A 22,050-nucleotide genomic window follows, 5' to 3' on the forward strand; every position below is an offset into this window, starting at 1 on the left:
CAGCCAGCATGCTCCTGCAAAGATTCCTGATCCGTCTTCTGACGATGCTGATCACGCTGTTCGGCGTGGCCATCGTCGTTTTCGTCGTGATCCGCGTCGCGCCCGGCGATCCGATCGCCATGATGCTGCCGCCCGGCGCGACGGATGACGACATCGCCCGCCTGCGCGCGCTCTACGGGCTCGACAAGACCATCGTGCAGCAATTCTTCATCTGGTTGTCCGGCGTTGTCCGGGGCGATTTCGGCACCTCGATTTCGCTGCGGCAGGACGTGCTCGGCCTCGTCTTCAACCGGCTGCCGGCGACGCTGGAACTGGCCATCGTCGCGCTGATCATGGCGGTGGCGATCGGCGGTACGACGGCGGTCCTCGGCGCCAGAGAACGCGGCACGGCGGTGGAGGCAGGCATCGACATCGCCAGCGGGGCGGCACTTTCCATTCCCGATTTCCTGTGGGGCCTGGTGCTGATCCTGTTGTTCGGCGTGCTGGTGCCGATCTTCGACATTTCCGGCCGTGTGTCGCCGCAGCTCGACCTGCCCTTCGCCACCCAGTTCTATTTCTTCGAGAGCCTGCTGCGGCTGCGCTTCGACCTGACCTGGGACCTGTTGAAGCACATGCTGATGCCGGCGGTGGCGCTGGCGCTGCCGCTGGCGGCGATCATCTCGCAACTGCTGAAACAGTCGCTGAAGGAAGTGCTCGACCTCGACTATGTCGTGCTGGCGCGGGTCAAGGGTTTTTCCGAGACGCAGGTCATCCTGCGAGAGGCGCTGAAGAACGCCGCCCTGCCGACGCTGACCCTGGTCGGCGTGCAGTTCACCTTCCTGATCGGCGGCACCGTCATCGTCGAGCGGCTGTTTTCCTATGAAGGCCTCGGCAACATGGCGATCGATGCCGTCATCAACCGCGACCTGCCGCTGATCCAGGGCATCGTGCTGGTCTTCGCGCTGCTGTTCGTGCTGATCAATCTCGTGGTCGACATGATGTATGCCCTGCTCAACCCGAGGCTGCGCCATGGATGAGGCCCGCACATCAAGACGCGGACCGAGCCCCAGGCTGTGGCTCGCCGGCGGCTGGCTGCTGCTGGCTCTGCTGGCGGCGATCTTCGCGCCGCTGGTGGCGCCGCAGGATCCACTGGCGCAGGATCTGATGCTGGAGCGGCTGCCGCCCTTCTGGCTTGATGGCGCCGAGCCCGGCTATTGGCTGGGCACCGACAGCCTCGGCCGCGATCTGTTGTCCCGGCTGATCTTCGGCGGCCGTATCGCCTTCATCGTCGCTTTCGCGGCGGCCATCGCCGCCTGCCTCGTCGGCTCGACGCTCGGGCTGATCGCAGGCTATTTCGGCGGCTGGGCCGACCGCATCATTTCGCGCGTCGTCGATATCTGGATGGCGTTTCCGCCGGTGCTGTTCGCCATCCTCTTGGTCGCTGTGCTCGGCACCGGCCTCAGCTCCGTCATCCTGGCGATCGCCATCATCGACTGGACGCGCTTCTGCCGGGTGATCCGCGCCGAGGCGATGGGCCAGTCGCGCATGGACTATGTCGAGAATGCCCGCATCGCCGGCTATGGCCGCATCGGCATCATGCTGCGCGAAGTGCTGCCCAATGTGGTGCCGTCGATCGTGGCGCTTTTGTCGCTGGAGATGGGCATCGCCGTCATCGTCGAGGCGATCCTGTCCTTCGTCAATCTGTCGATCTCGACCGACGATCCGACCTGGGGCAGCATCATCGCCGAGGGCCGGCTGTCGATCCATCAGGCCTGGTGGGTGCTGGTGTTTCCGCTGATCACGCTGATCCTCACCGTGCTGTCGTTCAGCCAGTTCGGCGAAGCGCTGAAGGCCCGTTTCGACCCGGTGCTGCGATGAGCGCCTGTCTCGACATCGCCAATCTCAGCGCCGTGCTGCCGAACGGCCAGCGCGTGCTGCGCTCAGTGTCGCTTGCCGTGCAACCCGGCGAGGTGCGCGCACTGGTCGGCGAGAGCGGCGCCGGCAAGACGATGATCGGCAAGGCGGTGCTCGGCGTGTTGCCGTCGAGCGTGCGGCTCGTCGAAGGCGACATGCTGCTCGAGGGCGAAGACCTCGGCAGGCTTCAGCCCAAGGCACGGCGCACGCTGATCGGCGCCCGCACCGCGCTGATCCCGCAGGATCCGCTGACCGCGCTCAACCCGTCGCGCCGCATCGGTCCGCAGATGACCGACCGGCTGGTGCGCATTCTCGGCTGGAGCGGCGAGAAGGCCGATCGGCGCACCCGGCAGTTGCTGGACGAGGTGCAGATCCGCGATCCCGAGCGCGTGCTGAAAAGCTATCCGCACGAGCTGTCCGGCGGCATGCGCCAGCGCGTGCTGATCGCGGCCGCCTTCGCCGCCGAACCCCGGCTGATCGTCGCCGACGAGCCGACGACGGCGCTCGACGTCACCGTGCAGAAGCAGATCCTGCGCCTGATCGCCGCGTTGCAGCGCGAGCACGGCACCGCGATCCTGTTCGTCACCCACGATCTCGGCGTCGTCGCCAAGATCAGCCAGAAGGTCTCGGTGCTCTATGCCGGTAAGGTGGTGGAGGAAGCCGATACGGCAGCGCTCTTCGCCGCCCCTCAGCACGCCTATACGCGGGCGCTGATGGCGGCGACGCCGCGCTATACCGACCCTTTCGCCTCGCTGAAACCCGTGGACGGAGCGGTGCTGGCTGGGCTTGCCGCCGAGATCGCAGCAGCAGACCTGGCGTGGAGGCGGCCGCATGGTTGAGCCGCTGTTTTCCGTACGCGGGCTGAAGGTCGCCTTGCCCGACATGACGCGCAAGCCGCTGATCGGCCGTGCGCCTTTGGCCGAAATCCTGAAAGGGTTCGACTTCGACTTGCCGAAGGGCTCGGTGACCGGCATCGTCGGCGAATCCGGTTCCGGCAAGTCGACACTCGGTCGTGCCCTGGTGCGCCTGCTGGAGCCCAGCGCCGGCAGCATCGGCTTCGACGGCCGCGACATCACGCATCTGCCGGAAGCGGAGTTGCGGCCGTTGCGCCGCAATCTGCAGATGATCTTCCAGGATCCGATGTCGTCGCTCAATCCGCGCCGCACCATCGCCAGCATCATCGCCGCGCCGCTCAAGCAGAACGGGCTTGGCGACAATCTGAAGGCGCGCGTCGCCGAGGCGCTGCAGCGGGTCGGCCTGCCGCAGAGCTTTGCCGGCCGTTACCGCCACGAACTGTCTGGCGGCCAGCGCCAGCGCGTTGGCATTGCGCGCGCTCTGGCGCTGTCGCCGAAATTCGTGCTGGCCGACGAGATAGTCTCCGGCCTCGACGTGTCGACGCAGGCGCAGATCCTGACCCTGCTGGAGAAGCTCGCAGCCGACATGGGCCTGACCGTCGCCTTCATCAGCCACGACCTGTCGGTCATCCGGCGGCTGTGCCGGCAAGTCATCGTCATGCGCGAAGGCATGATCGTCGAAGCCAGCGCCACCGACGCCTTGTTCGACAATCCCAGGCAGGCCTACACGCGCGACCTCATCGGAGCCATTCCGCTGCCCGAAATCGACGCCGGCTGGCTGGACATTCCTGCCGCCGCCAAGGCCCCGACATGAATGCATACACATGCCGAAAAGCGGGGTTCGGACATGCGACCGCAAAGACCCAGGTCCCGCCAATGGAGAGGACTGACATGAAGACGATACTTCGAAATGCAACGCTTGCCGCCGCTGTCCTTGGCGGCGCCGGCATGGCCTCGGCCGATTCGATCCCCGGCATGCGCGGCCACGATCACACCGGCATCACCGTCCCCGACATGAAGCAGGCGGTCGACTTCTTCACCGAGGTGGTCGGCTGCAAGAAGGCAATGTCGTTCGGCCCGTTCGCCGATGACAAGGGTACCTTCATGCAGGACCTTCTGGGCGTCGATCCCAAGGCCGTCATCGAGCAGGTCACCATGGTGCGTTGCGGCTATGGCTCGAACATCGAGCTGTTCAAATACACCGCGCCCGACCAGAAGGATCTGACGCCGAAGAACAGCGACATTGGCGGCTTCCATATCGCCCTCTATGTCGACGACGTTGCCGCCGCCAAAGCCTATCTCGATGGCAAGGGCGTCAAGACACGCATGGGGCCCCTGCCGGTCAAGCAAGGGCCCGCCGCCGGCCAGACCATTCTCTATTTCCAGGCGCCCTGGGGATTGCAGCTGGAAGCGATCAGCTACCCCGACGGCATGGCCTATGAGAAGGGTGCCGAGACGGTGCTGTGGAGCCCGAAGAACCCGGAAAAGTGACCCTTGGCGCGCGCTTGCGGGGCGACACGCAAGCGCGCTGCCCGGTATCGGCATAATGATTTCGACATAAAACTTTAAGCTTGAAATATTTTGCCGCCGGCGCGATACTCACCAGGCAGCAAGCGAAGAGGAGATCGCACAGATGAAGGTTGCGGTTCTCGGCGGCGGTCCAGCCGGCCTCTACTTTGCCATATCGATGAAGCTCAGGGACGCCGCGCACGATGTGACGGTGTTCGAGCGCAACCGCGCCGACGACACGTTCGGCTGGGGCGTCGTGCTGTCGGCCGAAACGCTTGAGAACCTCGCCAAGAACGATCCGGTCAGCGCCGTCTGGATCAAGAAGCATTTTGCCTATTGGGACGACATTGCCGTCATTCATGACGGCGTGCGCACGGTCTCGTCAGGTCACGGTTTCTGCGGCATCGGCCGCAAGCGGTTGCTGATCCTTTTGCAGCGTCGCGCCCGCGAGCTCGGCGTCAAGCTGATGTTCGAGACCGATATCGCCGATCCCAAGCCTTACATGGAGTCTCATGATCTAGTCGTCGCCGCGGACGGGCTGAATTCCAGGGCGCGCAACACCTTCGTCGACATCTTCAAGCCGGACATCGACACCCGCAAATGCAAGTTCGTCTGGCTCGGCACCAACCAGAAATTCGACGACGCCTTCACCTTCATCTTCGAGAAGACCGAGCATGGCTGGGTGTGGGCGCATGCCTACCAGTTCGACAGTGAGACCGCGACCTTCATCGTCGAATGCAGCGAGCAGACCTGGGCTGCCTTCGGCTTCGGTGTGATGACGCAGCAGGAATCGATCGCGGTGTGCGAGCGCATCTTCGCCAGGCATCTCGGCGGCCACGCGTTGATGACCAATGCCAACCACATCAGGGGTTCGGCCTGGATCAATTTCCCGCGCGTGCTGTGCGAACGCTGGTCGTACAAGAACCTGGCGCTGATGGGCGACGCGGCGGCATCGGCGCATTTCTCGATCGGCTCCGGCACCAAGCTGGCGCTGGAAAGCGCGGTCGCGCTGGCCGAGTATGTGGAAACCGAGCCGGATCTCGATGCCGCGTTCCGCAAATATGAGGACGCACGGCGAACCGAGGTGCTTAAGCTGCAATCGGCGGCGCGCAATTCGCTCGAATGGTTCGAGGAGGTCGAGCGCTATCTTGGCCTCGATCCGGTGCAGTTCAACTATTCGCTGCTGACCCGCTCGCAGCGCATCAGCCACGAGAATTTGCGGCTGCGCGATGCCGAATGGCTGGGGGGTGCCGAAGAATGGTTCCAGCGCCAGGCGGGTGCCGGCGGCAACAGGCTGCGCCGGGCGCCGATGTTCGCGCCGTTCAAGCTGCGCGACATGAAGCTGCAGAACCGCGTCGTCGTCTCACCGATGGCGCAGTACAAGGCCGTCGACGGCTGCCCGACCGACTGGCATTTCACCCATTATGCCGAGCGCGCCAAGGGCGGCGCCGGACTCGTCTATATCGAGATGACCTGCGTCAGCCCGGAAGGCCGTATCACGCCCGGTTGTCCCGGCTTCTACGCGCCCGAGCACGAGGTGGCCTGGAAGCGGCTGCTGGACTTCGTCCACACAGAGACCGAGGCCAAGATCTGCGCCCAGATCGGCCATTCCGGCGCCAAGGGCTCAACCCGTGTCGGCTGGGAAGGCACCGACGTGCCCCTGGTGTCGGGCAACTGGCCTGTCATGGCGGCCTCGGCGATCGCGTGGTCGCCGCAGAACCAGGTGCCGAAGGCGATGGATCGCGCCGACATGGACAAGGTGCGCGACGAGTTCGTGGCCTCGGCCGAGATGGCCGACCGCTGCGGCTTCGACATGCTGGAGATCCATGCCGCGCACGGCTATCTCTTGTCGTCCTTCATCACCCCGGTCACCAACCGGCGCACCGACGCCTATGGCGGCGCGCTGGAAAATCGCATGCGCTATCCCCTGGAAATCTTCCACGCCGTGCGCGCCGCTTGGCCGGCGGAGAAGCCGATCTCGGTGCGCATTTCAGCCAATGACTGGGTCGGCATCGAAGGCGTCACACCCGCCGACGCAGTCGAGATCGCGCGGCTGCTGCATGAGGCCGGCGTCGACATCTGCGACGTGTCCGCCGGCCAGACCTCAACGGCGGCAAAACCCGTTTACGGCCGCATGTTCCAGACACCGTTCTCGGACCGCATCCGCAACGAGGTCGGCATGGCGACGATGGCGGTCGGCAACATCTACGAGCCGGACCATGTCAACTCGATCCTGATGGCCGGCCGCGCCGACCTGGTGGCGCTGGCACGGCCGCACCTTGCCGACCCGTACTGGACGCTGCACGCGGCGGTGACGCTCGGTGACCGCGGCGTGAAATGGCCGGATCCCTATCTGCCCGGACGCGACCAGATCTACCGGCTGGCCGAGCGCGATGCCGCCGCGGGGCTGAAAGTATGACGGCGGCACCAGCGATCTCCGGCAAGCATGCGCTGGTCACTGGCGGTGGCTCCGGTGTCGGCCGGGCCATCGCGCTGGCGTTGGCTGGTACCGGCATCGACGTGACCGTCTGCGGCCGGCGCGACGCCGAGCTTGCCAAAGTGGCCGGCGAAAGCGACCGTATCTTCGGCATCGCCGCCGATGTCACCAATGAGGTGTCGATGGCCTCGCTCTACCAGAGGGCGGAATCCGAGCGCGGGCCGTTCGACATCGTCATTGCCAATGCCGGCATGGCCGGCAGCACACCGGCGCACAAGACCACGCTCGCCGACTGGCAGAAGACGCTCGACGTCAACCTGACCGGCGCCTTCCTGACGGTGAAGCCGGCGCTGGCCGGCATGGCCGCGCGCAAGACAGGACGGATCATCTTCATTGCCTCAACGGCAGGGCTGAAAGGCTACGCTTACGTGGCACCTTACGTGGCGGCCAAGCATGGCGTCGTCGGGCTGATGCGGGCGCTGGCGGCGGAGACCGCGAAATCCGGCGTCACCGTCAACGCTGTGTGCCCGGGCTTCGTCGAGACCGATATGCTGGAAGAATCCATCCAGCGCATCGTTGAAAAGACCGGCCGCTCGGCCGGCGAGGCGCGGGCGAGCCTTGCCTCGACCAACCCGCAAGGCCGCTTCATCCAGCCGCAGGAAGTCGCCGCCGCCGTGCTGTGGCTGTGCGGCGAGGCAGCGTCATCGATCACCGGACAGGCAATTTCCATCTCAGGAGGCGAAACATGGTAGCCGGCCCCCTGCCCGCACCGTCGGGACCCGGCAAGGACCGTCTGCGTCTGTGGATCAGGCTGCTGCGCGCCTCGCGCACGATCGAGGCCGAACTGCGCGAACGCCTGAAGAAAGAATTCGATACGACCCTGCCGCGCTTCGACGTGATGGCGGCCCTCTATCGCGTGCCTGAAGGCATGCTGATGAGCGACCTGTCGCGCTTCCTGCTGGTCTCCAACGGCAATGTCACCGGCATTGTCGACCGGCTGGTTTCCGAAGGACTGGTCGCTCGGGCCCGCCGCAATGGCGACCGCCGCACCTCCATGGTGCGGCTGACCGAGGAAGGCACCAAATCCTTTGCCACCATCGCCGCCGCCCATGAGGGCTGGATCGGCGAATTGCTGGGCAAGGTCAGCGAGGAGGATGCGCGCCGGCTGACCGGCATGCTGACCTCGTTCCGCAGCAACTGGGAGGGACGCGAATGACCGGGATGGCCGGGCTGAAGCCGAAGCATTTCCTGTGGGAGGTCGAAGGCAGGATCGCCAAGATCCGGCTCGACCGGCTGGAGCGCAAGAACCCGCTGACCTTCGACAGCTATGCCGAACTGCGCGACACCTTCCGCGACCTCGTCTATGCCGACGATGTCGACGCCGTGGTGTTCCTCTCCAATGGCCGCAATTTCTGCTCCGGCGGCGATGTCCACGACATTATCGGCCCGCTGGTCAAGATGGACATGAAGCAGCTCCTCGCCTTCACCCGCATGACCGGCGATTTCGTCAAGGCGATGCTGAACTGCGGCAAGCCGATCATCGCCGCCGTCGACGGCGTGGCGGTCGGCGCCGGCGCCATCATCGCCATGAGCTCCGACATCCGCATCGCCACGCCTGAGGCCAAGACCGCCTTCCTGTTCACCCGCGTCGGCCTTGCCGGCTGCGACATGGGCGCCTGCGCGATCCTGCCGCGCATCATCGGCCAGGGCCGCGCCGCCGAACTGCTCTACACCGGCCGCACCATGACTGCCGCCGAGGGCGAGCGGTGGGGGTTCTACAACAGGCTGGTCGATGCGGCCTCGCTCGAGGCGGACGCACTCGACATGGCGGCGCGCATCGTCTCCGGCCCGACCTTCGCCCACGGCATCACCAAGACGCAGCTCAACCAGGAATGGTCGATGGGCCTCGACCAGGCGATCGAGGCGGAAGCGCAGGCACAGGCGATCTGCATGCAGACGCGCGATTTCGAGCGCGCTTACAAGGCGTTCGTCGACAAGCAGAAGCCGGTGTTCGAGGGGAATTGAGATGTTTTCTTCGCTCAAGAAGGACTTGCCGGCGGGGCAGCGCCCCCCTCTGTCCTGCCGGACATCTCCCCCACTTGGGGGGAGATTGGCAGCTTGGGCGCCGGCTCCCGTCTTGCAACGCTGGCGATTGGCGAATGCGGCAATAATAGCCGATCTCCCCCCTTGTGGGGGAGATGTCCGGCAGGACAGAGGGGGGCGTCATAGAGCGCAACACTCCATGTGCTGCGGAGGCCAGCATGCCTGACCGTTCCTTCCTCAACTGGCCCTTTTTCGAGAACCGCCATCGCGAACTCGCCGAGAGCCTGGAAGCATGGTGCGCAAGAAATCTCCCCGTCAGCCACCATGACGTCGATGCCGCCTGCCGCGCGCTGGTGCAAAAACTTGGCCGCGACGGTTGGCTGAAGCCGACCGCTGTTGACACCGACAATCCCGGCCCGCTCGATGTCCGCACTTTGTGCATCACGCGCGAGACGCTTGCCCGCCATGACGGGCTCGCCGATTTCGCCTTTGCCATGCAGGGGCTGGGCACCGGCGCGCTCAGCCTGTTCGGCACGGCCGACCAGCAGCAATGGCTGGCGAAAACGCGGGCCGGCAAGGCGATCTCGGCCTTCGCCCTGTCGGAACCGCGCTCCGGCTCCGATGTCGCCAACACCGAGATGACGGCGACCCGCGACGGCGACAGCTATGTGCTCACCGGCGAGAAGACCTGGATCTCCAATGGCGGGATCGCCGATCTCTACATCGTCTTTGCCCGCACCGGCGAGGCGCCGGGCGCCAAGGGACTTTCCGCGTTTATCGTGCCTGGCGACATTGCGGGCCTCGGCATCGCCGAGCGCCTCGAAGTGATCGCGCCGCATCCGCTGGCGCGGCTTTCCTTCGATCAGGTCCGTGTCCCCATCTCGGCCCTGATCGGCAAGCCAGGTGACGGCTTCCGCATCGCCATGTCGGTGCTCGACGTGTTCCGCTCGACCGTCGGTGCGGCAGCGCTCGGCTTTGCCCGCCGGGCGCTGGAAGAAAGCATCAGCAGAGTGGCCGAGCGCAAACTGTTCGGCGCACCGATGGCCGATTTGCAGATGGTGCAGGGTCACATCGCCGACATGGCCCTCGACGTCGATGCGGCGGCGCTTCTGGTCTACCGCGCCGCCTGGACCAAGGACATGGGCGCGGCGCGGGTGACACGCGAGGCGGCGATGGCAAAACTGTTCGCCACCGACAAGGCGCAGGAGGTGATCGACAAAGCGGTGCAACTGCATGGCGGCGACGGCGTGCGCAAAGGCCACATCGTCGAAAGCCTGTATCGCGAGATCCGCGCGCTGCGCATCTACGAGGGTGCCTCCGACGTGCAGAAGGTGGTCATCGCGCGGCAAGTGATGGGCGCGGCCTGACGGCGGGAAAATTGACGGGCATTCGATTTTGAGACTTGGTTTCAGGAATACCGGGAGGCTTCAAATGCATGAGATTCTGCAGCCGGAAGGCTGGGCCAAACCGGTCGGCTACGCCAATGGCGTCGCGGCGCGTGGACGGCTCATCTTCGTCGGCGGACAGGTCGGCTGGAACGGGCAGTGCCAGTTCGAAACCGACGACTTCGTCGGCCAGGTGCGGCAGACGCTGCAAAACATCGTCGCTGTGCTGGCCGAGGCCGGTGCCGAGCCGCGGCACATCACCTCGATGACCTGGTATTTCACCGACAAGGCCGAGTATCTCGCCAATCTCAGGGGGCTCGGCGAAGCCTATCGCGAGGTGATCGGCCGACATTTCCCGGCGATGGCCGCCATGCAGGTGATGGCGCTGGTCGAGGACCGCGCCAAGGTGGAGATCCAGGCCACCGCTGTGATACCGGACGAACTCGTTCGTCCGGACTAAGTTACCCGCAGACCAGCCTTCCTCAAAATCGGCAGCACGTGGTCGCAGAAATAGGGCAGCTCCTGCGTGTAGTTGACGAAGGAGAGCGCGATGCCCTGATAGCCGTTCCCGGCAATGGCGGCCATGTCGGCGGCGATCGTTTCGGGTGTTCCGACCAGCGGATAGGTGCCGGCCCCGCCGGCGAAGCGTTGGCGGTACCGGTCATAGGCGTGCGGGTCGTGCGACTGCGAGAATTCCTTCTTGCCAGCCATATGGGCGTCGACCGCGTCATGGTCGGCCAGATCAACCGCGTAACGCATGTAATAGGCCTGCGCCTCCTCCATGGTCGGGCGGCAGACGACATGCGCCACGGTGTAGACGCCGACATCGCGGCCGGCCTTGTCGGCGCGCTCGCCGATATCGGCGACATGCTTGCCGGCATCGCTCATCTCGGAAAAGGTCGTGAACAGATAATCGCACCGGGCGGCGGCGAAGTCGCGGCCCGGCCCGCCGAAAGCGGCATTCATAGTCACCGGGCGAGGAAGCTGCAGACTGGCCGGCCGGCTCACCGCTTCCTTCAGGCGATAATAGGTGCCTTCATAGTCGAGCGGCCCGGCCGATGCATAGAGCTTTTCAAGAATCTCGATCCACTCGGCCGCCTGGTCGTAGCCCTTCTCGACCAGCGGCGTGCCGAACATGCCGAATTCCTTCGGGTTCCAGCCGCAGACGATGTTGAGCCCGGCGCGGCCCTGGCTGATGTGGTCGACCGTCGCCAGCGCCTTGGCGGCATAGAGCGGATGCACCAACGGCACGTGCACGGTCATGAACAGGCCGATCTGGTCGGTGGCCACCGCCAGAGCAGCCGCCCAGGTGAAGGTTTCGAACGACCATTCGCGCACCTTGTTGCGGCCGCCAAAGCCGCGCCAGCGCGCGATCGGCAGCATGAATTCCAGCCCGGCGCGGTCGGCAATTTGCGCTGCCGTCAGATTGTCCTGCCAGCTTGCCGTCCAGCGTTCCGGCACATCGGTGATGGCAAGCCCGCCATCGGCGTTGGTCGAAAAGACGCCGAGCTTCAGTTTGTTCGGGCCGTGCAGGGGATGCGCTTTGATCATCTCGGGAACTCGCGGCGGGAGGCCACACGCTAGGCTCGCGGTAAAATATTTCAAGCCTGAAATAGCTTCGCCTCGCCGCCGATTGCGGATATGAGTTTGGGCCAGACGACAAAGGGGATCGGCATGAGCGAATTCCGCCAGAAATGCATCGGCAAGGCAAACCTCGTCGGTTCGTTTGCCGCCATTCCCCATCCGGTCGCGGTCGAAGTGATGGCGCTGTCGGGCCTCGACTTCCTCTGCATCGACTGGGAGCATGCGCAGATCTCGCGCGACATGATCGAGACCATGGTGCGCGCGGCCGACGTTCGCCGCGTGCCGGCGATGGTACGCGTTCCCGGCCATGCGCCGGAAGCCATCCAGGCGGCGCTGGACAGCGGCGCGCAAGGCGTGCTGGTGCCGCGCGTCTCGACCGCCGCGCAGGCCGAAGCAGCAGTGAAAGCCTCGCGCTATCCGCCGCTGGGCGAGCGTGGCGTCGGGCCTGGCCGAGCCGCCGGCTATGGTTATCGCATTCCCGAATATCTTGCCGGCGCCAACGACAGAACCGTCGTCGCGGTTCAGGTCGAGACAGCGGCGGGGCTCGCCAACATCGATGCGATCGCGGCCACCGACGGCGTCGACGTGATCTTCGTCGGCCCGGGCGATCTTTCGGTGTCGATCGACGCGATCGGACCGCAAGGCGCCGACAAGCTCAATGCGGCGATCCGGACAGTCATCGGCGCGACGGTCGCACGCGGAAAGACATCAGGCATATTTTGCGCCAGCCCACAGGCCATCAGCCGGTGGGCAGCCATCGGCGCGAGTTTCTTCGTGCTGGCCAGCGACACGATGTTTCTGGGCGCCGGCGCCGCGGCCAACGCTGCCGCGGCGCGCGACGAATTGGCATAGACAGGCGCGGCCAGACAAAAAGGCGTATCGCCGGAGCAACACGCAAGCCAAGCTTTTTAAGCTTAAAACTTTCGCCTTGAAATGCGTCCCACTTTGGATAAGCATTCAAGATCGATGACGGCGGCCCTGCCGCAGGGGTTGCCGGCCAGTCCATCGTGGTGCTTCGGGGGGTTCAGTCCTTGTCGTTCATGCTGCCCCAGTCATCATCCAGCGCGCGCTGTGCTTTCGACGGCGTGCGCTGCCAGATCCGCGATCCGCGTACAGAGACCATCGCCAACCACGCGCGCAGGTCGCTGCCATGAATTGACGCCCCGCTGGGAGGTGGGACGGCAAGAAACCGTGCGGGGCGAGCCCGCCCGATCAACAACCAGAGGGGATACCCCAGAGGGAACACCAAATGAACCTGACACGTCGCAATCTCATCCTGCTTGCCGCCGCCATCGGCATCGCCGCCGGCCCCGCCACGGCTTACGCCGCCGATGTGCTCAATGTCGGCGCCTATCCGACCAATCCGCCCTTCGAGTACAAGAACGAGAGCGGCACCTTCGAGGGCTTTGAAGTCGACATCGTCAACGAAGCCGCCAAGCGCATCGGCATGACCACCGATATCGCCGATCTCGGCTTCCAGGCGCTGTTCGCGGCCACCACGTCGAAGCGCATCGATGTCGCCATCTCGTCGATCACCATCACGGCCGAGCGGCTGAAGTCGCAGTCTTTCACCCAGCCCTACTATGATTCCGACATGGGCATTGCGACGAAGACCGACAGCGCTGTTAACACCGAAGCCGACCTCAAGGGCAAGATCGTCGGCGTGCTCTCCGGCTCGACCGGCGAGACCTGGGTCAAGGCTCATCAGGAAGCCGACGGCTTTAGCGATGTGAAGGGCTATGACACGCAGCAGAACCTGCTGCTCGACCTCAGCGCCGGCCGCGTCGACGCCGCCGTCAGCGACATTCCGGGCATGGAATACTCCTTCACCAAGATGAAGGATCTGAAGGTCAAGCAGCGCATCAAGACCGGTGAACAGTACGGGCTGATGATGACCAAGGACCACCCGCTGCTCGGCAAGCTCAACGACGCGCTGACCGCGATGAAGAAGGACGGCACGCTGGCCGCGATCCACAAGAAGTGGTTCGGCAGCGACGCGCCGGCCGATTCCTCGACCGTCAAGGAAATGCCGCTGCCGAAGGCCTGAGCGGAGATGCACTGAAATCGTGCCGGCTTTCCAGGCCGGCACGATTCATTTCACGCTTTCGCACTGCCGCGCGGACCGTCTCGCCATGGGCGAGGTCGATTGGTTTCAACTTTGAGCACCCCTTGCTCTGGGGTTCGGGAACGCTCCCATGTCGCTGATCGACACCTTCTTCAATCCCGACGTCATCATGGCCAGCCTGCCTGCGCTGCTGCGCGGCTTCCTGAACACGCTGCTGCTTGGCATTTTCAGCATCGGCATCGGCATCCCCATCGGCCTGCTGATCAGCCTGGTGCGGCTCTATGCGCCGAAGCCGCTGCGCTGGCTGGCGGTCGCCTACACCGATATTTTTCGCGCGCTGCCGGTGCTGGTGGTGCTGATCCTGATCTACTATGCCCTGCCCTTCCTCGGCATCCGCCTGTCGTCCTGGGCGTCCGCGGTGACGGCCTTCGCCTTCATCATGTCGGCCTATTCGGCGGAAGTGTTCCGCTCCGGCATAGAAAGCATTCCGAAAGGCCAGTTCGAGGCGTCGCAGGCGCTGGGCCTGCCGTTCCTCTTGACCTTGCGCAAGGTGGTGCTGCCGCAGGCGATCCGCGTCGTCATCCCGCCGATGACCAGCAATTGCGTCTCGATGTTCAAGGACACCTCGCTCGCCTCCACCGTGGCGCTGCCGGAACTCCTGAAGGAAGCGACCAACGCGCAGTCGCTTTACGCCAATCCCTCGCCGCTGATCGGCGCTGCACTGGTCTATCTCATCTTCCTCTGGCCGATGGTGCGCCTCGTCAGCCTGCTTGAAGACCGCTTCAAGACCGAGAAGGCGCGCTGACCTCGCCAACCGTTCTCCACCCGCCAAATTCTTCGCAGGAGCCTGCCCGTGAACAAGCACCAAACCGACAACGCGAACGCCGCAGCGTTCCCCGTCGACACCATCCGCGCCATGTTTCCCGCCCTGCAGCGGGCCGGCGATTTCATCTTCATGGACAATGCCGCCGGCGCGCAGATCCCGCAGAGCGTGCTCGACGCGGTGACCAACCATCTGGTTTCGCACAATGTACAGCGCGGCGGCCGCTATGGCCGCAGCGTCACCGTCGACCAGTCCGTCGCCGACGCCCGGACAAGCGTGGCGCTGCTGATCAACGCCTATAGCTCGGCGGAAATCTGCTTCGGCATGAACGCCACCTCGTTCATCCGCCTCGTCAGCCTCGGCATCGGCCAGATGCTTGGGGAACGCGACGAGATCGTCATCACCGACATGGACCACGACGCCAACATCGCGACCTGGCTGGCACTGGAATCCGCCGGCGCCAAGTTCAAATGGTGGCGCATGCGCGAGGACGGCAATCTGCATGTCGACGATTTGCGCCCGCTGGTTTCCGACCGCACCCGCCTCGTCGCCTGCACGGTCACCGCGCATTCGATCGGCTCGATCGTCGACGTCGCCTCGGTCGCCAGGATCGCGCATGCGGCCGGCGCCGAAGTGTTCCTCGACTGCGTGCACTACGGTCCACACGGGCTGATCGACGTGCAGGCCTGGGACTGCGACTATCTCGTCTGCTCCGGCTACAAGAATTTCTCGCCGCATATAGGTTTTCTCTGGGGCCGCTTCGATACGCTCAAGCGGCTGCCGACTTTTCGCGAGGACTTCATCCCCGACGAGCCGCCCTACAAGGTCGAGGCCGGCACCTTCATCTACGAGAACGTCTCGGGCATGGATGCGGCCGTGCAGTATCTGGAACTGATCGGCCGCAATCTGGCCCCCTCCAACAACCGCTCGCGGCGCGAGAACATCGTCGCCGGCATGGGCGCCATCCGCGACTATGAGCTGCTTTTGGCGCGCGAGATGCTTGCCGTGCTGAAAGGCTGCGGCGCGACCGTCTACGGCGTCGCCGACGAGGCCCGCATCAACGAGCGCGTGCCGACTTTCTGCTTCAACATCGGCAAGCTCTCACCGCAACGGATCGTCGAGGAGATGGCCGAGATGCAGATCGGCATCCGCGACGGGCACATGTACGCGCCGCGACTGATGAAGCGCCTCAATTTGTCGATGGACAGCGGCGCCATCCGCGCCTCGCTGGTGCATTACAACACGGTCGAGGAAGTGCACAAATTCGGCGAAGCGCTGGGCGCGATTATCGCCAGGCTGTCTTGAGCCTGGACCTTTGGTCCGACCCTTGCATGGGAGTCGGTTGCGGTTCCTCGACGTCGTCATCCTATGGCGAAGCAGGAGCGAAGCGACGCGGCGCAGACCATAGGATGACGAAATCCGAGGTTCAGGCGGCCTTCTTCTTCGCCAACCTGGCCTTGATGCTCGCCACGTCGGCGCGCGGCGTCGCGGCGAACAGCGTCTTGGTGTAGCTGTGCTTGGGATCGGCGAAGACCTCTTCGCGCGGGCCGTATTCGACCGCTTCGCCGAAATACATCACCATCACGTCGTCGGCGATGTAGCGCACGACCGACAAATCATGGCTTATGAAGACATAAGTCAGCTGGAACTCGTCCTGCAGGTCGGCGAGCAGGTTGAGCACCTGCGCCTGCACCGAAAGGTCGAGCGCCGAGACCGGCTCGTCCAGCACCAGCAGGCTCGGATTGAGCATCAGTGCGCGGGCGATGGCGATGCGCTGGCGCTGGCCGCCTGAGAACATATGCGGGTAGCGGTTGTAGTGTTCGGGGCCAAGGCCGACCTTCTTCAGCATCTTCATGGCGAGGTCGCGCCGTTCCTCGGCCGGCTTGTTGGTGTTGATGAGCAGCGGTTCCCCCAGCACGTCGCCGATCTTCTGGCGCGGGTTGAGCGAGCCGTACGGGTTCTGGAAGACGATCTGCACCTTGCGGCGCATCTCCTTGGTCAATCCGCTCCTGGCGATGTCGACCTTGTTGCCGTCGATGAACAGCTCCCCCGAAGTCGCCGGATCGATCAGCGTGATGATGCGGGCGAGCGTCGACTTGCCACAGCCGCTTTCACCGACGATGGCCAGCGTCTTGCCCTTGTCGACGCTGAACGAGACACCCTTGACCGCATGCACGGTGCGCTGCGCGCGAAACAGCCCGCCGCCGACATGGTAGTCGCGCACGATATTCTTGCCTTCGACGACCTTGACGCTCATGCGGCGGCTCCCGAGGGCGCCGGCTCGAACAGCATGTCGGAGACGGTCGGCAGCCGGTCGCCCACCGCGTTCTCCGGCAGCGCCGACAAAAGCGCGCGGGTGTAATTGCTCTTCGGCTGCTCAAACAGCGACAGCACGTCGGCCTCTTCCATCTTGCGGCCCTTGTACTGGACGATGACGCGGTCGGCGGTCTCGGCCACCACGCCCATATTGTGGGTGATCATGATCAGGCCCATGCCGTATTTGGCCTGCAGAGAGACCAGGAGATCGAGGATCTGCTTCTGGATGGTGACGTCGAGCGCGGTAGTCGGCTCGTCGGCAATCAAAAGCTTCGGATTGCAGGCGATGGCAATGGCGATCATAACGCGCTGGCATTGGCCGCCCGACATCTGGTGCGGGAACGAGTTCAGCCGTTCCGCCGGCTCGGCAATGCCGACTTGGGTGAGGAGTTCGATGGCGCGCTCCCGGCGCTGCGCACCGTCCATGCCCATATGGAAACGCAGCACCTCCTCGATCTGGAAGCCGACGGTGAAGCAGGGATTGAGGCTGGCCATCGGCTCCTGGAAGATCATCGACATGTCCTTGCCGACGATCTTGCGCCGCTCGGCAGGGCTCAGCTTCAGAAGATCGCGGCCATTGAAGCTCATGCGGTCGGCCGTGACCTTCGCGGTCCACGGCAAAAGGCCCATCACCGCCAGCATCGAGACCGACTTGCCGGAACCGGATTCGCCGACGATCGCCAGCACTTCGCGCTCGTCGACATGCAAGGAAACGCCATCGACCGCCCGGAACATACCTGATGCGGTCTGGAATTCGACGACGAGGTTCTGGATGTCCAGCAGCGCCATCACGACCTCCTCAATTTCGGATCGAGCGCATCGCGCAGACCGTCGCCGATCAGATTGATGGCAAGCACGGTGATCAGGATCGCCAGGCCTGGGAAGGTCACCACCCACCAGGCGCGCAGGATGAATTCACGCGCCGAGGCGAGCATCGTGCCCCATTCGGGCGTCGGTGGCTGGGCACCGAGACCGAGGAAGCCGAGGGCGGCCGCTTCGAGGATGGCGTTGGAGAAAGACAAGGTGCCCTGGACGATCAGCGGTCCCAGGCAATTGGGCAGGATGGTGCGAAGCATCAGCCTGAGATGCCCGGCGCCGGCGACCTTCGCCGCCACGACATATTCGCGGCTCTTCTCGGCCATCACCGCGGCGCGCACCAGCCGCGCGAAATGCGGCTGCAGCACGAGCGCGATGGCCAGCATCGCATTGAACAGGCCGGGACCGAGGATGGTGACCATCACCAGCGCCAGCAACAGCGACGGGAAGGCCAGGATAAGGTCCATGACGCGCATGATCGCCACGTCGACCCAGCCGCGGAAATAACCGGCCAGCAGGCCAAGCGTGATGCCGCCGATGAGCGCCAGCGAGACCACGACCGCGCCGATCAGCAGCGAGAAGCGCGCGCCGTAGAGCAGGCGTGAAAGGATGTCGCGCCCAACCGGATCGGTGCCGAGCAGATATTGCGAGCTGCCGCCTGCCTGCCATGCAGGCGGCCGCAAGAATGCGGTCTTGTCCTGGATGTCTGGCGCGTAGGGGGCCAGCAGCGGCGCAAAGAGCGCCGCCAGCACCAAAAGGAGGAAGACGAACAGGCCTATAACGGCGCCCCGGTTCACCGAGAAATAAAACCAGAAGGTCCTGAGACCGGTGAGGCGATCCGGGTTGCCGGCGGCCATCGGGGCGATTTCGGTCGACTGGCTCATCACGCCGCCCTTATGCGTGGGTTGATAACGGCATAGAGCACGTCGACGATCAGATTCACGGCCATGACGATAAGCGCGATCAAAAGCAGGCCAGACTGCACGACGACATAATCGCGCTTGGATATGGATTCGACCATCCACCTGCCGATGCCGGGCCATGAGAAGATCGTTTCGGTAAGGATGGCACCGGCGAGCAGCGTACTAACCTGCAGGCCGATGGTGGTGACCACCGGGATGAGTGCGTTGCGCAGGGCATGCACGCCGATGACCCGGGCCGACGAAAGCCCTTTGGCTCGGGCCGTCCGCACATAGTCCTCGCCCAGCACCTCGAGCATGGCGGAGCGTGTCTGGCGCGCTATCACAGCCAGCGGAATGGTGCCGAGCACAATTGTCGGCAGCACCAGATGGCGCAATACCGAGCGAAATGCAGCCCATTTGCCGTAGAGCAAGGTGTCGATGGTCATGAAGCCGGTGATCGGCTTGAAGAAGTACTGCAGGTCGATGCGGCCGTTAACCGGCGTCCAGCCGAGGTAACCGGAGAAGAAGATGATCAGCAGCAGTCCCCACCAGAAGATCGGCATGGAATAGCCGACGAGCGCGGTGCCCATCAGCGACTGATCGAACCAGGAGCCGCGCTTGACCGCCGCGAAGATGCCGGCCGGAATGCCCAGTACCATGGCGAAGATCATGGCAAAGAACGACAGTTCCAGCGTCGCCGGGAAGAGCGTCTTGAACTCTTCGAGCACCGGGCGCTTGGACGAAATCGAGACGCCGAAATCGCCGGTCACGACCTCACCGACATAGCGTGTGTATTGCTGCCAGATCGGCAGATTGTAGCCGAACTGCTCCTTGAGCTCTTCATAACGCGCCGGCGCCACGCCGTGTTCACCGGCCATGGCAAGAATAGGATCGCCGGGCAGCAGCCTGACGAAGGCGAAGGCGCAGATCGTGATGCCGACAAGCGTCGGGATCAAAAGTGCAATTCGGTGGAGGATGTATTTTAGCATGATGTAGGGGGGCGGCGCTTCATTGCGCCGCCCCGCTCTATAGTCTTATTCGGCCTTGTCAACGCCGTCGAAGCGGTGAATGCCGAGCGGATCCATCTTGAAACCGCTGACATTGTTGCGCACGACCGCATAGACTTGGCTATGGACCAGCAGGAAGGCGGGCGCTTCCTTGGCGAAGATCACCTGCGCCTGCTCGTAGAGCTTGGTGCGCTCGGCCTGGTCGCTGGTCTTCTTGGCCTTCTGGATCAGATCCTCGAAGTCCTTGTCGCACCAGCTCGAGTAGTTCGACACGCCGATGGCGGAGCAGGCGAACAGGGTGGCGAAGAAGTTGTCCGGATCGCCATTGTCGCCGGTCCAGCCGATCTGGAAAGCGCCTGGACGGTCCTTCTTCTTGCCTTCCGAGCGATACTTGGTCCACTCGTAGTTGACGATCTCCGCCTTGACGCCGACCTTGGCCCAGTCGGCCTGGATCAGTTCGGCAGCGCGCTGGAAGTTCGGGTTGTACGGGCGAACGCGGTCGGATGCCCAGAGCTGGATTTCCTTCAGGCCGGCGTCGGCCAGCACCTTCTTGGCCGCTTCCGGATTGTAGGCGTCGGTCTTCACATCCTTGTTCCACGACCACATGGTCGGCGGGATCAGGTTTTCGGCAGGCGTGGCGCCGGCATCCTGGAACAGCGACTTGATCAGCGATTCGCGATCGATCGCCTGGTTGAGCGCATGGCGCACCTCGGGCTTGTCGAGCGGCGGGATGGTGGTGTTGTAGCTCATATAGCCGATGTTCAGGCCGGCCTGATCCATCAGGGTCACGTCCTTGTTGGCCTTGATGGTGGCGATGTCGGCCGGGTTCGGATAGGGCGCGATGTCGCATTCCCCGGCGAGCACCTTCTGGGTGCGGGCGGTGGCGTCGGGCGTGATGGCGAAGACGAGATCGTCGATCTTTTCCTTGCCCTTGAAATAATCCGGGTGGGCCGCGTAGCGGATGACCGAATCCAGCTGGTAGTCGACGAACTGGAACGGACCTGTGCCGATCGGCTTGGTCGAGAAATCGGCCATCTTGCCGGACTTCTCCAGCTGGTCGGCATATTCCTTCGACACGATCGAGGCGAAGTCCATGCCAAGGTTGGCCAGCATCGGCGCGTTCGGCTCGGTCAGCGTCAGCTTGACGGTCAGGTCGTCGACCTTCTCCCACTTGGCGACGTATTTCGGCATGTCCATGCCGGTGTAGTAGTCCCAGGTCAGGTTGGGCAGGTACTTGTCGCCGTTCCAGGGGTTCGCCTTGTTGAACTGGCGATCAAAGGAGAAAACGACGTCGTCGGCGTTGAGGTCACGCGTCGGCTTGAAATAGTCGGTGGTCTGGAACTTGACGCCCGGATGCAGGTGGAAAGTGTAGACCAGGCCGTCGTCGGAAATCTCCCACTTGTCGGCAAGGCCGGGCTCGACTTCGGTGCCGCCATGCTTGAATTCGACCAGACGCGAATAGACGGTACGCGACGAGGCATCGAAGTCGTTGCCGCCAGTCGTGGTACCCGGATCAAAATTGGCAGGCGACGCTTCCGAGCAATAGACGAGCGTCTTTGCATTGGCCATGCCGCTGAGAACGCTTGCGGCCAGCAAAGCGGCCGCAAAAGCGAGTTTCTTTTTCATTGAGCACTCCCTGATGTTCTTCCAAGCCCCTCTAGCAGGCTCGCGAAGCGCGCATATAAGCACCGTTTTTCCGGCTTTGGAACACCCCGTTTGCTTACCCCTCGGGAAGCAGGAAAAAAATCCGCCGTTTTGCTAAATGGCAGAAAAAATTAGCAGTTTTTTCCACTCACGAGATTATTAACGACCGCATTTTTTTATTGATCTGACATATGGCGACATGGACGCCGCGTCCGCCCTCATCCGATCATCGATGCGGAAAGATACCGGTTCCAGGGTCGCCGGCGGGAAAGATTTTCGACGGCAAATCTTTCGGCGCCTTGCCGCTAGGGCAAGACTTGCACCGCCGCCGATAGAGGCAATACATAGATGGATATGCTGGCGGCACGGAGGACGTCTCTGTCAATTCGGAGGCGGGCGCGGCATAGGCGACCGAAACGGGCGAACAGGAATTGTCGAGGAGGAACGGGTGGCAAAAGCATCAAAGGCGCCGGTGAAGGCGTCGGCAAAGGCAGCCTCGAAACCAGCCGCCGCCGCCGGCCAAGGTAAAGCCGGTGCCAAGGCCTCGACCGCCAGCACAGGCGCAAAGCCTGCCAAGACGGCACAGGCGGCCACCGCCAAGGCCATTGCGAAGCCGGCGGCAAAAGCCGCCCCGGCAAAGACCTCAGCGACGAAAACTTCGCCGACGAAGACTCCAGCAAAGGCTTCTCCCGCAAAGGCTGGGGTAACAAAGGCCGCATCGCCAGCAAACGCAGCGCCGCCATCGAAACCGGCGACGGCTGCCGCCAAGCGG

22 protein-coding genes are annotated in these 22,050 nt (G+C 63.9%); 15 read left to right on the forward strand and 7 right to left on the reverse strand.

Translation table 11 applies throughout. The annotated features are described in order from the left end of the window. Positions 1-8 precede the first annotated feature (8 nt). The 11 genes from CK226_RS11810 to CK226_RS11865 all read left to right on the forward strand — a co-directional run bounded on the left by CK226_RS11810 (position 9) and on the right by CK226_RS11865 (position 10,581). Positions 9-1,016, forward strand: a complete 1,008-nt coding sequence (locus tag CK226_RS11810; protein WP_095771760.1) for an ABC transporter permease — start codon at positions 9-11, stop codon at positions 1,014-1,016. Further along, the gene (locus CK226_RS11815) at positions 1,009-1,857 is read left to right on the forward strand and encodes an ABC transporter permease (protein ID WP_095771759.1); all 849 of its coding nucleotides are present in this window, start codon (positions 1,009-1,011) and stop codon (positions 1,855-1,857) included. Before CK226_RS11810 ends, CK226_RS11815 begins: the two co-directional genes overlap by 8 nt. After that, positions 1,854-2,732, forward strand: coding sequence for an ABC transporter ATP-binding protein (locus tag CK226_RS11820; RefSeq protein WP_095791944.1), 879 nt, complete (start codon positions 1,854-1,856; stop codon positions 2,730-2,732). Before CK226_RS11815 ends, CK226_RS11820 begins: the two co-directional genes overlap by 4 nt. Then, positions 2,725-3,561, forward strand: a complete 837-nt coding sequence (locus CK226_RS11825) for an ATP-binding cassette domain-containing protein (RefSeq protein ID WP_095791945.1) — start codon at positions 2,725-2,727, stop codon at positions 3,559-3,561. Before CK226_RS11820 ends, CK226_RS11825 begins: the two co-directional genes overlap by 8 nt. Positions 3,562-3,638: 77 nt before the next feature. After that, positions 3,639-4,238, forward strand: a complete 600-nt coding sequence (locus CK226_RS11830) for a VOC family protein (RefSeq protein ID WP_095771756.1) — start codon at positions 3,639-3,641, stop codon at positions 4,236-4,238. 142 nt (positions 4,239-4,380) lie between these two features. Further along, positions 4,381-6,675 carry a bifunctional salicylyl-CoA 5-hydroxylase/oxidoreductase gene (locus tag CK226_RS11835; protein ID WP_095791946.1) on the forward strand — a complete coding sequence of 765 codons (2,295 nt, stop codon included), beginning with the start codon at positions 4,381-4,383 and terminating at the stop codon, positions 6,673-6,675. Further along, positions 6,672-7,445 carry an SDR family NAD(P)-dependent oxidoreductase gene (locus CK226_RS11840; RefSeq protein WP_095791947.1) on the forward strand — a complete coding sequence of 258 codons (774 nt, stop codon included), beginning with the start codon at positions 6,672-6,674 and terminating at the stop codon, positions 7,443-7,445. Before CK226_RS11835 ends, CK226_RS11840 begins: the two co-directional genes overlap by 4 nt. Next, a complete protein-coding gene (locus CK226_RS11845) occupies positions 7,439-7,909 on the forward strand; it encodes a MarR family transcriptional regulator (RefSeq protein ID WP_010913223.1) in 471 nt (156 codons plus the stop codon). The genes CK226_RS11840 and CK226_RS11845 overlap by 7 nt, the downstream gene beginning before the upstream one ends. Beyond that, entirely contained in the window at positions 7,906-8,718 is an 813-nt protein-coding gene (locus CK226_RS11850; RefSeq protein WP_095791948.1) for an enoyl-CoA hydratase family protein, read from the forward strand. The genes CK226_RS11845 and CK226_RS11850 overlap by 4 nt, the downstream gene beginning before the upstream one ends. Before the next feature lie 236 nt (positions 8,719-8,954). Continuing rightward, entirely contained in the window at positions 8,955-10,103 is a 1,149-nt protein-coding gene (locus CK226_RS11860) for an acyl-CoA dehydrogenase family protein (protein WP_095792154.1), read from the forward strand. Between the two features lie 64 nt (positions 10,104-10,167). Further along, positions 10,168-10,581 carry a RidA family protein gene (locus CK226_RS11865; RefSeq protein WP_095787228.1) on the forward strand — a complete coding sequence of 138 codons (414 nt, stop codon included), beginning with the start codon at positions 10,168-10,170 and terminating at the stop codon, positions 10,579-10,581. Here CK226_RS11865 and CK226_RS11870 read toward each other — a convergent pair. Further along, positions 10,578-11,672: an LLM class flavin-dependent oxidoreductase gene (locus CK226_RS11870; protein WP_095791949.1), complete on the reverse strand. Its 1,095-nt coding sequence runs from the start codon at positions 11,670-11,672 to the stop codon at positions 10,578-10,580. The two genes, CK226_RS11865 and CK226_RS11870, sit on opposite strands and share 4 nt — an antisense overlap. Positions 11,673-11,795: 123 nt before the next feature. Between CK226_RS11870 and CK226_RS11875 the strand changes: the two genes are divergently transcribed. The 4 genes from CK226_RS11875 to CK226_RS11890 all read left to right on the forward strand — a co-directional run bounded on the left by CK226_RS11875 (position 11,796) and on the right by CK226_RS11890 (position 15,898). Further along, positions 11,796-12,557, forward strand: coding sequence for an HpcH/HpaI aldolase/citrate lyase family protein (locus tag CK226_RS11875; protein ID WP_095792155.1), 762 nt, complete (start codon positions 11,796-11,798; stop codon positions 12,555-12,557). A 397-nt stretch (positions 12,558-12,954) separates the two neighbouring features. Continuing rightward, on the forward strand, positions 12,955-13,752 hold the full coding sequence (locus CK226_RS11880) for an ABC transporter substrate-binding protein (RefSeq protein ID WP_019862988.1): 798 nt from the start codon (positions 12,955-12,957) through the stop codon (positions 13,750-13,752). Between the two features lie 148 nt (positions 13,753-13,900). Then, positions 13,901-14,575, forward strand: a complete 675-nt coding sequence (locus tag CK226_RS11885) for an amino acid ABC transporter permease (RefSeq protein ID WP_095791950.1) — start codon at positions 13,901-13,903, stop codon at positions 14,573-14,575. A gap of 48 nt (positions 14,576-14,623) precedes the next feature. Further along, the gene (locus CK226_RS11890; RefSeq protein ID WP_095791951.1) at positions 14,624-15,898 is read left to right on the forward strand and encodes a cysteine desulfurase-like protein; all 1,275 of its coding nucleotides are present in this window, start codon (positions 14,624-14,626) and stop codon (positions 15,896-15,898) included. Between the two features lie 121 nt (positions 15,899-16,019). On the opposite strand, the gene CK226_RS11895 is transcribed toward CK226_RS11890, so the two are convergent. The 6 genes from CK226_RS11895 to CK226_RS35510 form a co-directional block, all read right to left on the reverse strand. Beyond that, a complete protein-coding gene (locus CK226_RS11895) occupies positions 16,020-16,850 on the reverse strand; it encodes a dipeptide ABC transporter ATP-binding protein (RefSeq protein WP_095791952.1) in 831 nt (276 codons plus the stop codon). Next, entirely contained in the window at positions 16,847-17,698 is an 852-nt protein-coding gene (locus tag CK226_RS11900) for an ABC transporter ATP-binding protein (protein WP_095771745.1), read from the reverse strand. The genes CK226_RS11895 and CK226_RS11900 overlap by 4 nt, the downstream gene beginning before the upstream one ends. Continuing rightward, entirely contained in the window at positions 17,698-18,582 is an 885-nt protein-coding gene (locus CK226_RS11905) for an ABC transporter permease subunit (RefSeq protein ID WP_245437747.1), read from the reverse strand. Before CK226_RS11905 ends, CK226_RS11900 begins: the two co-directional genes overlap by 1 nt. A 26-nt stretch (positions 18,583-18,608) precedes the next feature. Continuing rightward, positions 18,609-19,616: an ABC transporter permease subunit gene (locus CK226_RS11910; RefSeq protein ID WP_095771743.1), complete on the reverse strand. Its 1,008-nt coding sequence runs from the start codon at positions 19,614-19,616 to the stop codon at positions 18,609-18,611. Between the two features lie 45 nt (positions 19,617-19,661). Next, complete coding sequence (locus CK226_RS11915; RefSeq protein WP_038651939.1) at positions 19,662-21,260, reverse strand: ABC transporter substrate-binding protein; 1,599 nt, start codon at positions 21,258-21,260, stop codon at positions 19,662-19,664. A gap of 399 nt (positions 21,261-21,659) precedes the next feature. Further along, positions 21,660-22,046: a hypothetical protein gene (locus tag CK226_RS35510; RefSeq protein ID WP_245437735.1), complete on the reverse strand. Its 387-nt coding sequence runs from the start codon at positions 22,044-22,046 to the stop codon at positions 21,660-21,662. Between the last annotated feature and the right edge of the window lie 4 nt (positions 22,047-22,050).

It is taken from the genome of Mesorhizobium sp. WSM4311, assembly GCF_002295115.1.
Taxonomy (GTDB): Bacteria; Pseudomonadota; Alphaproteobacteria; order Rhizobiales; family Rhizobiaceae; genus Mesorhizobium.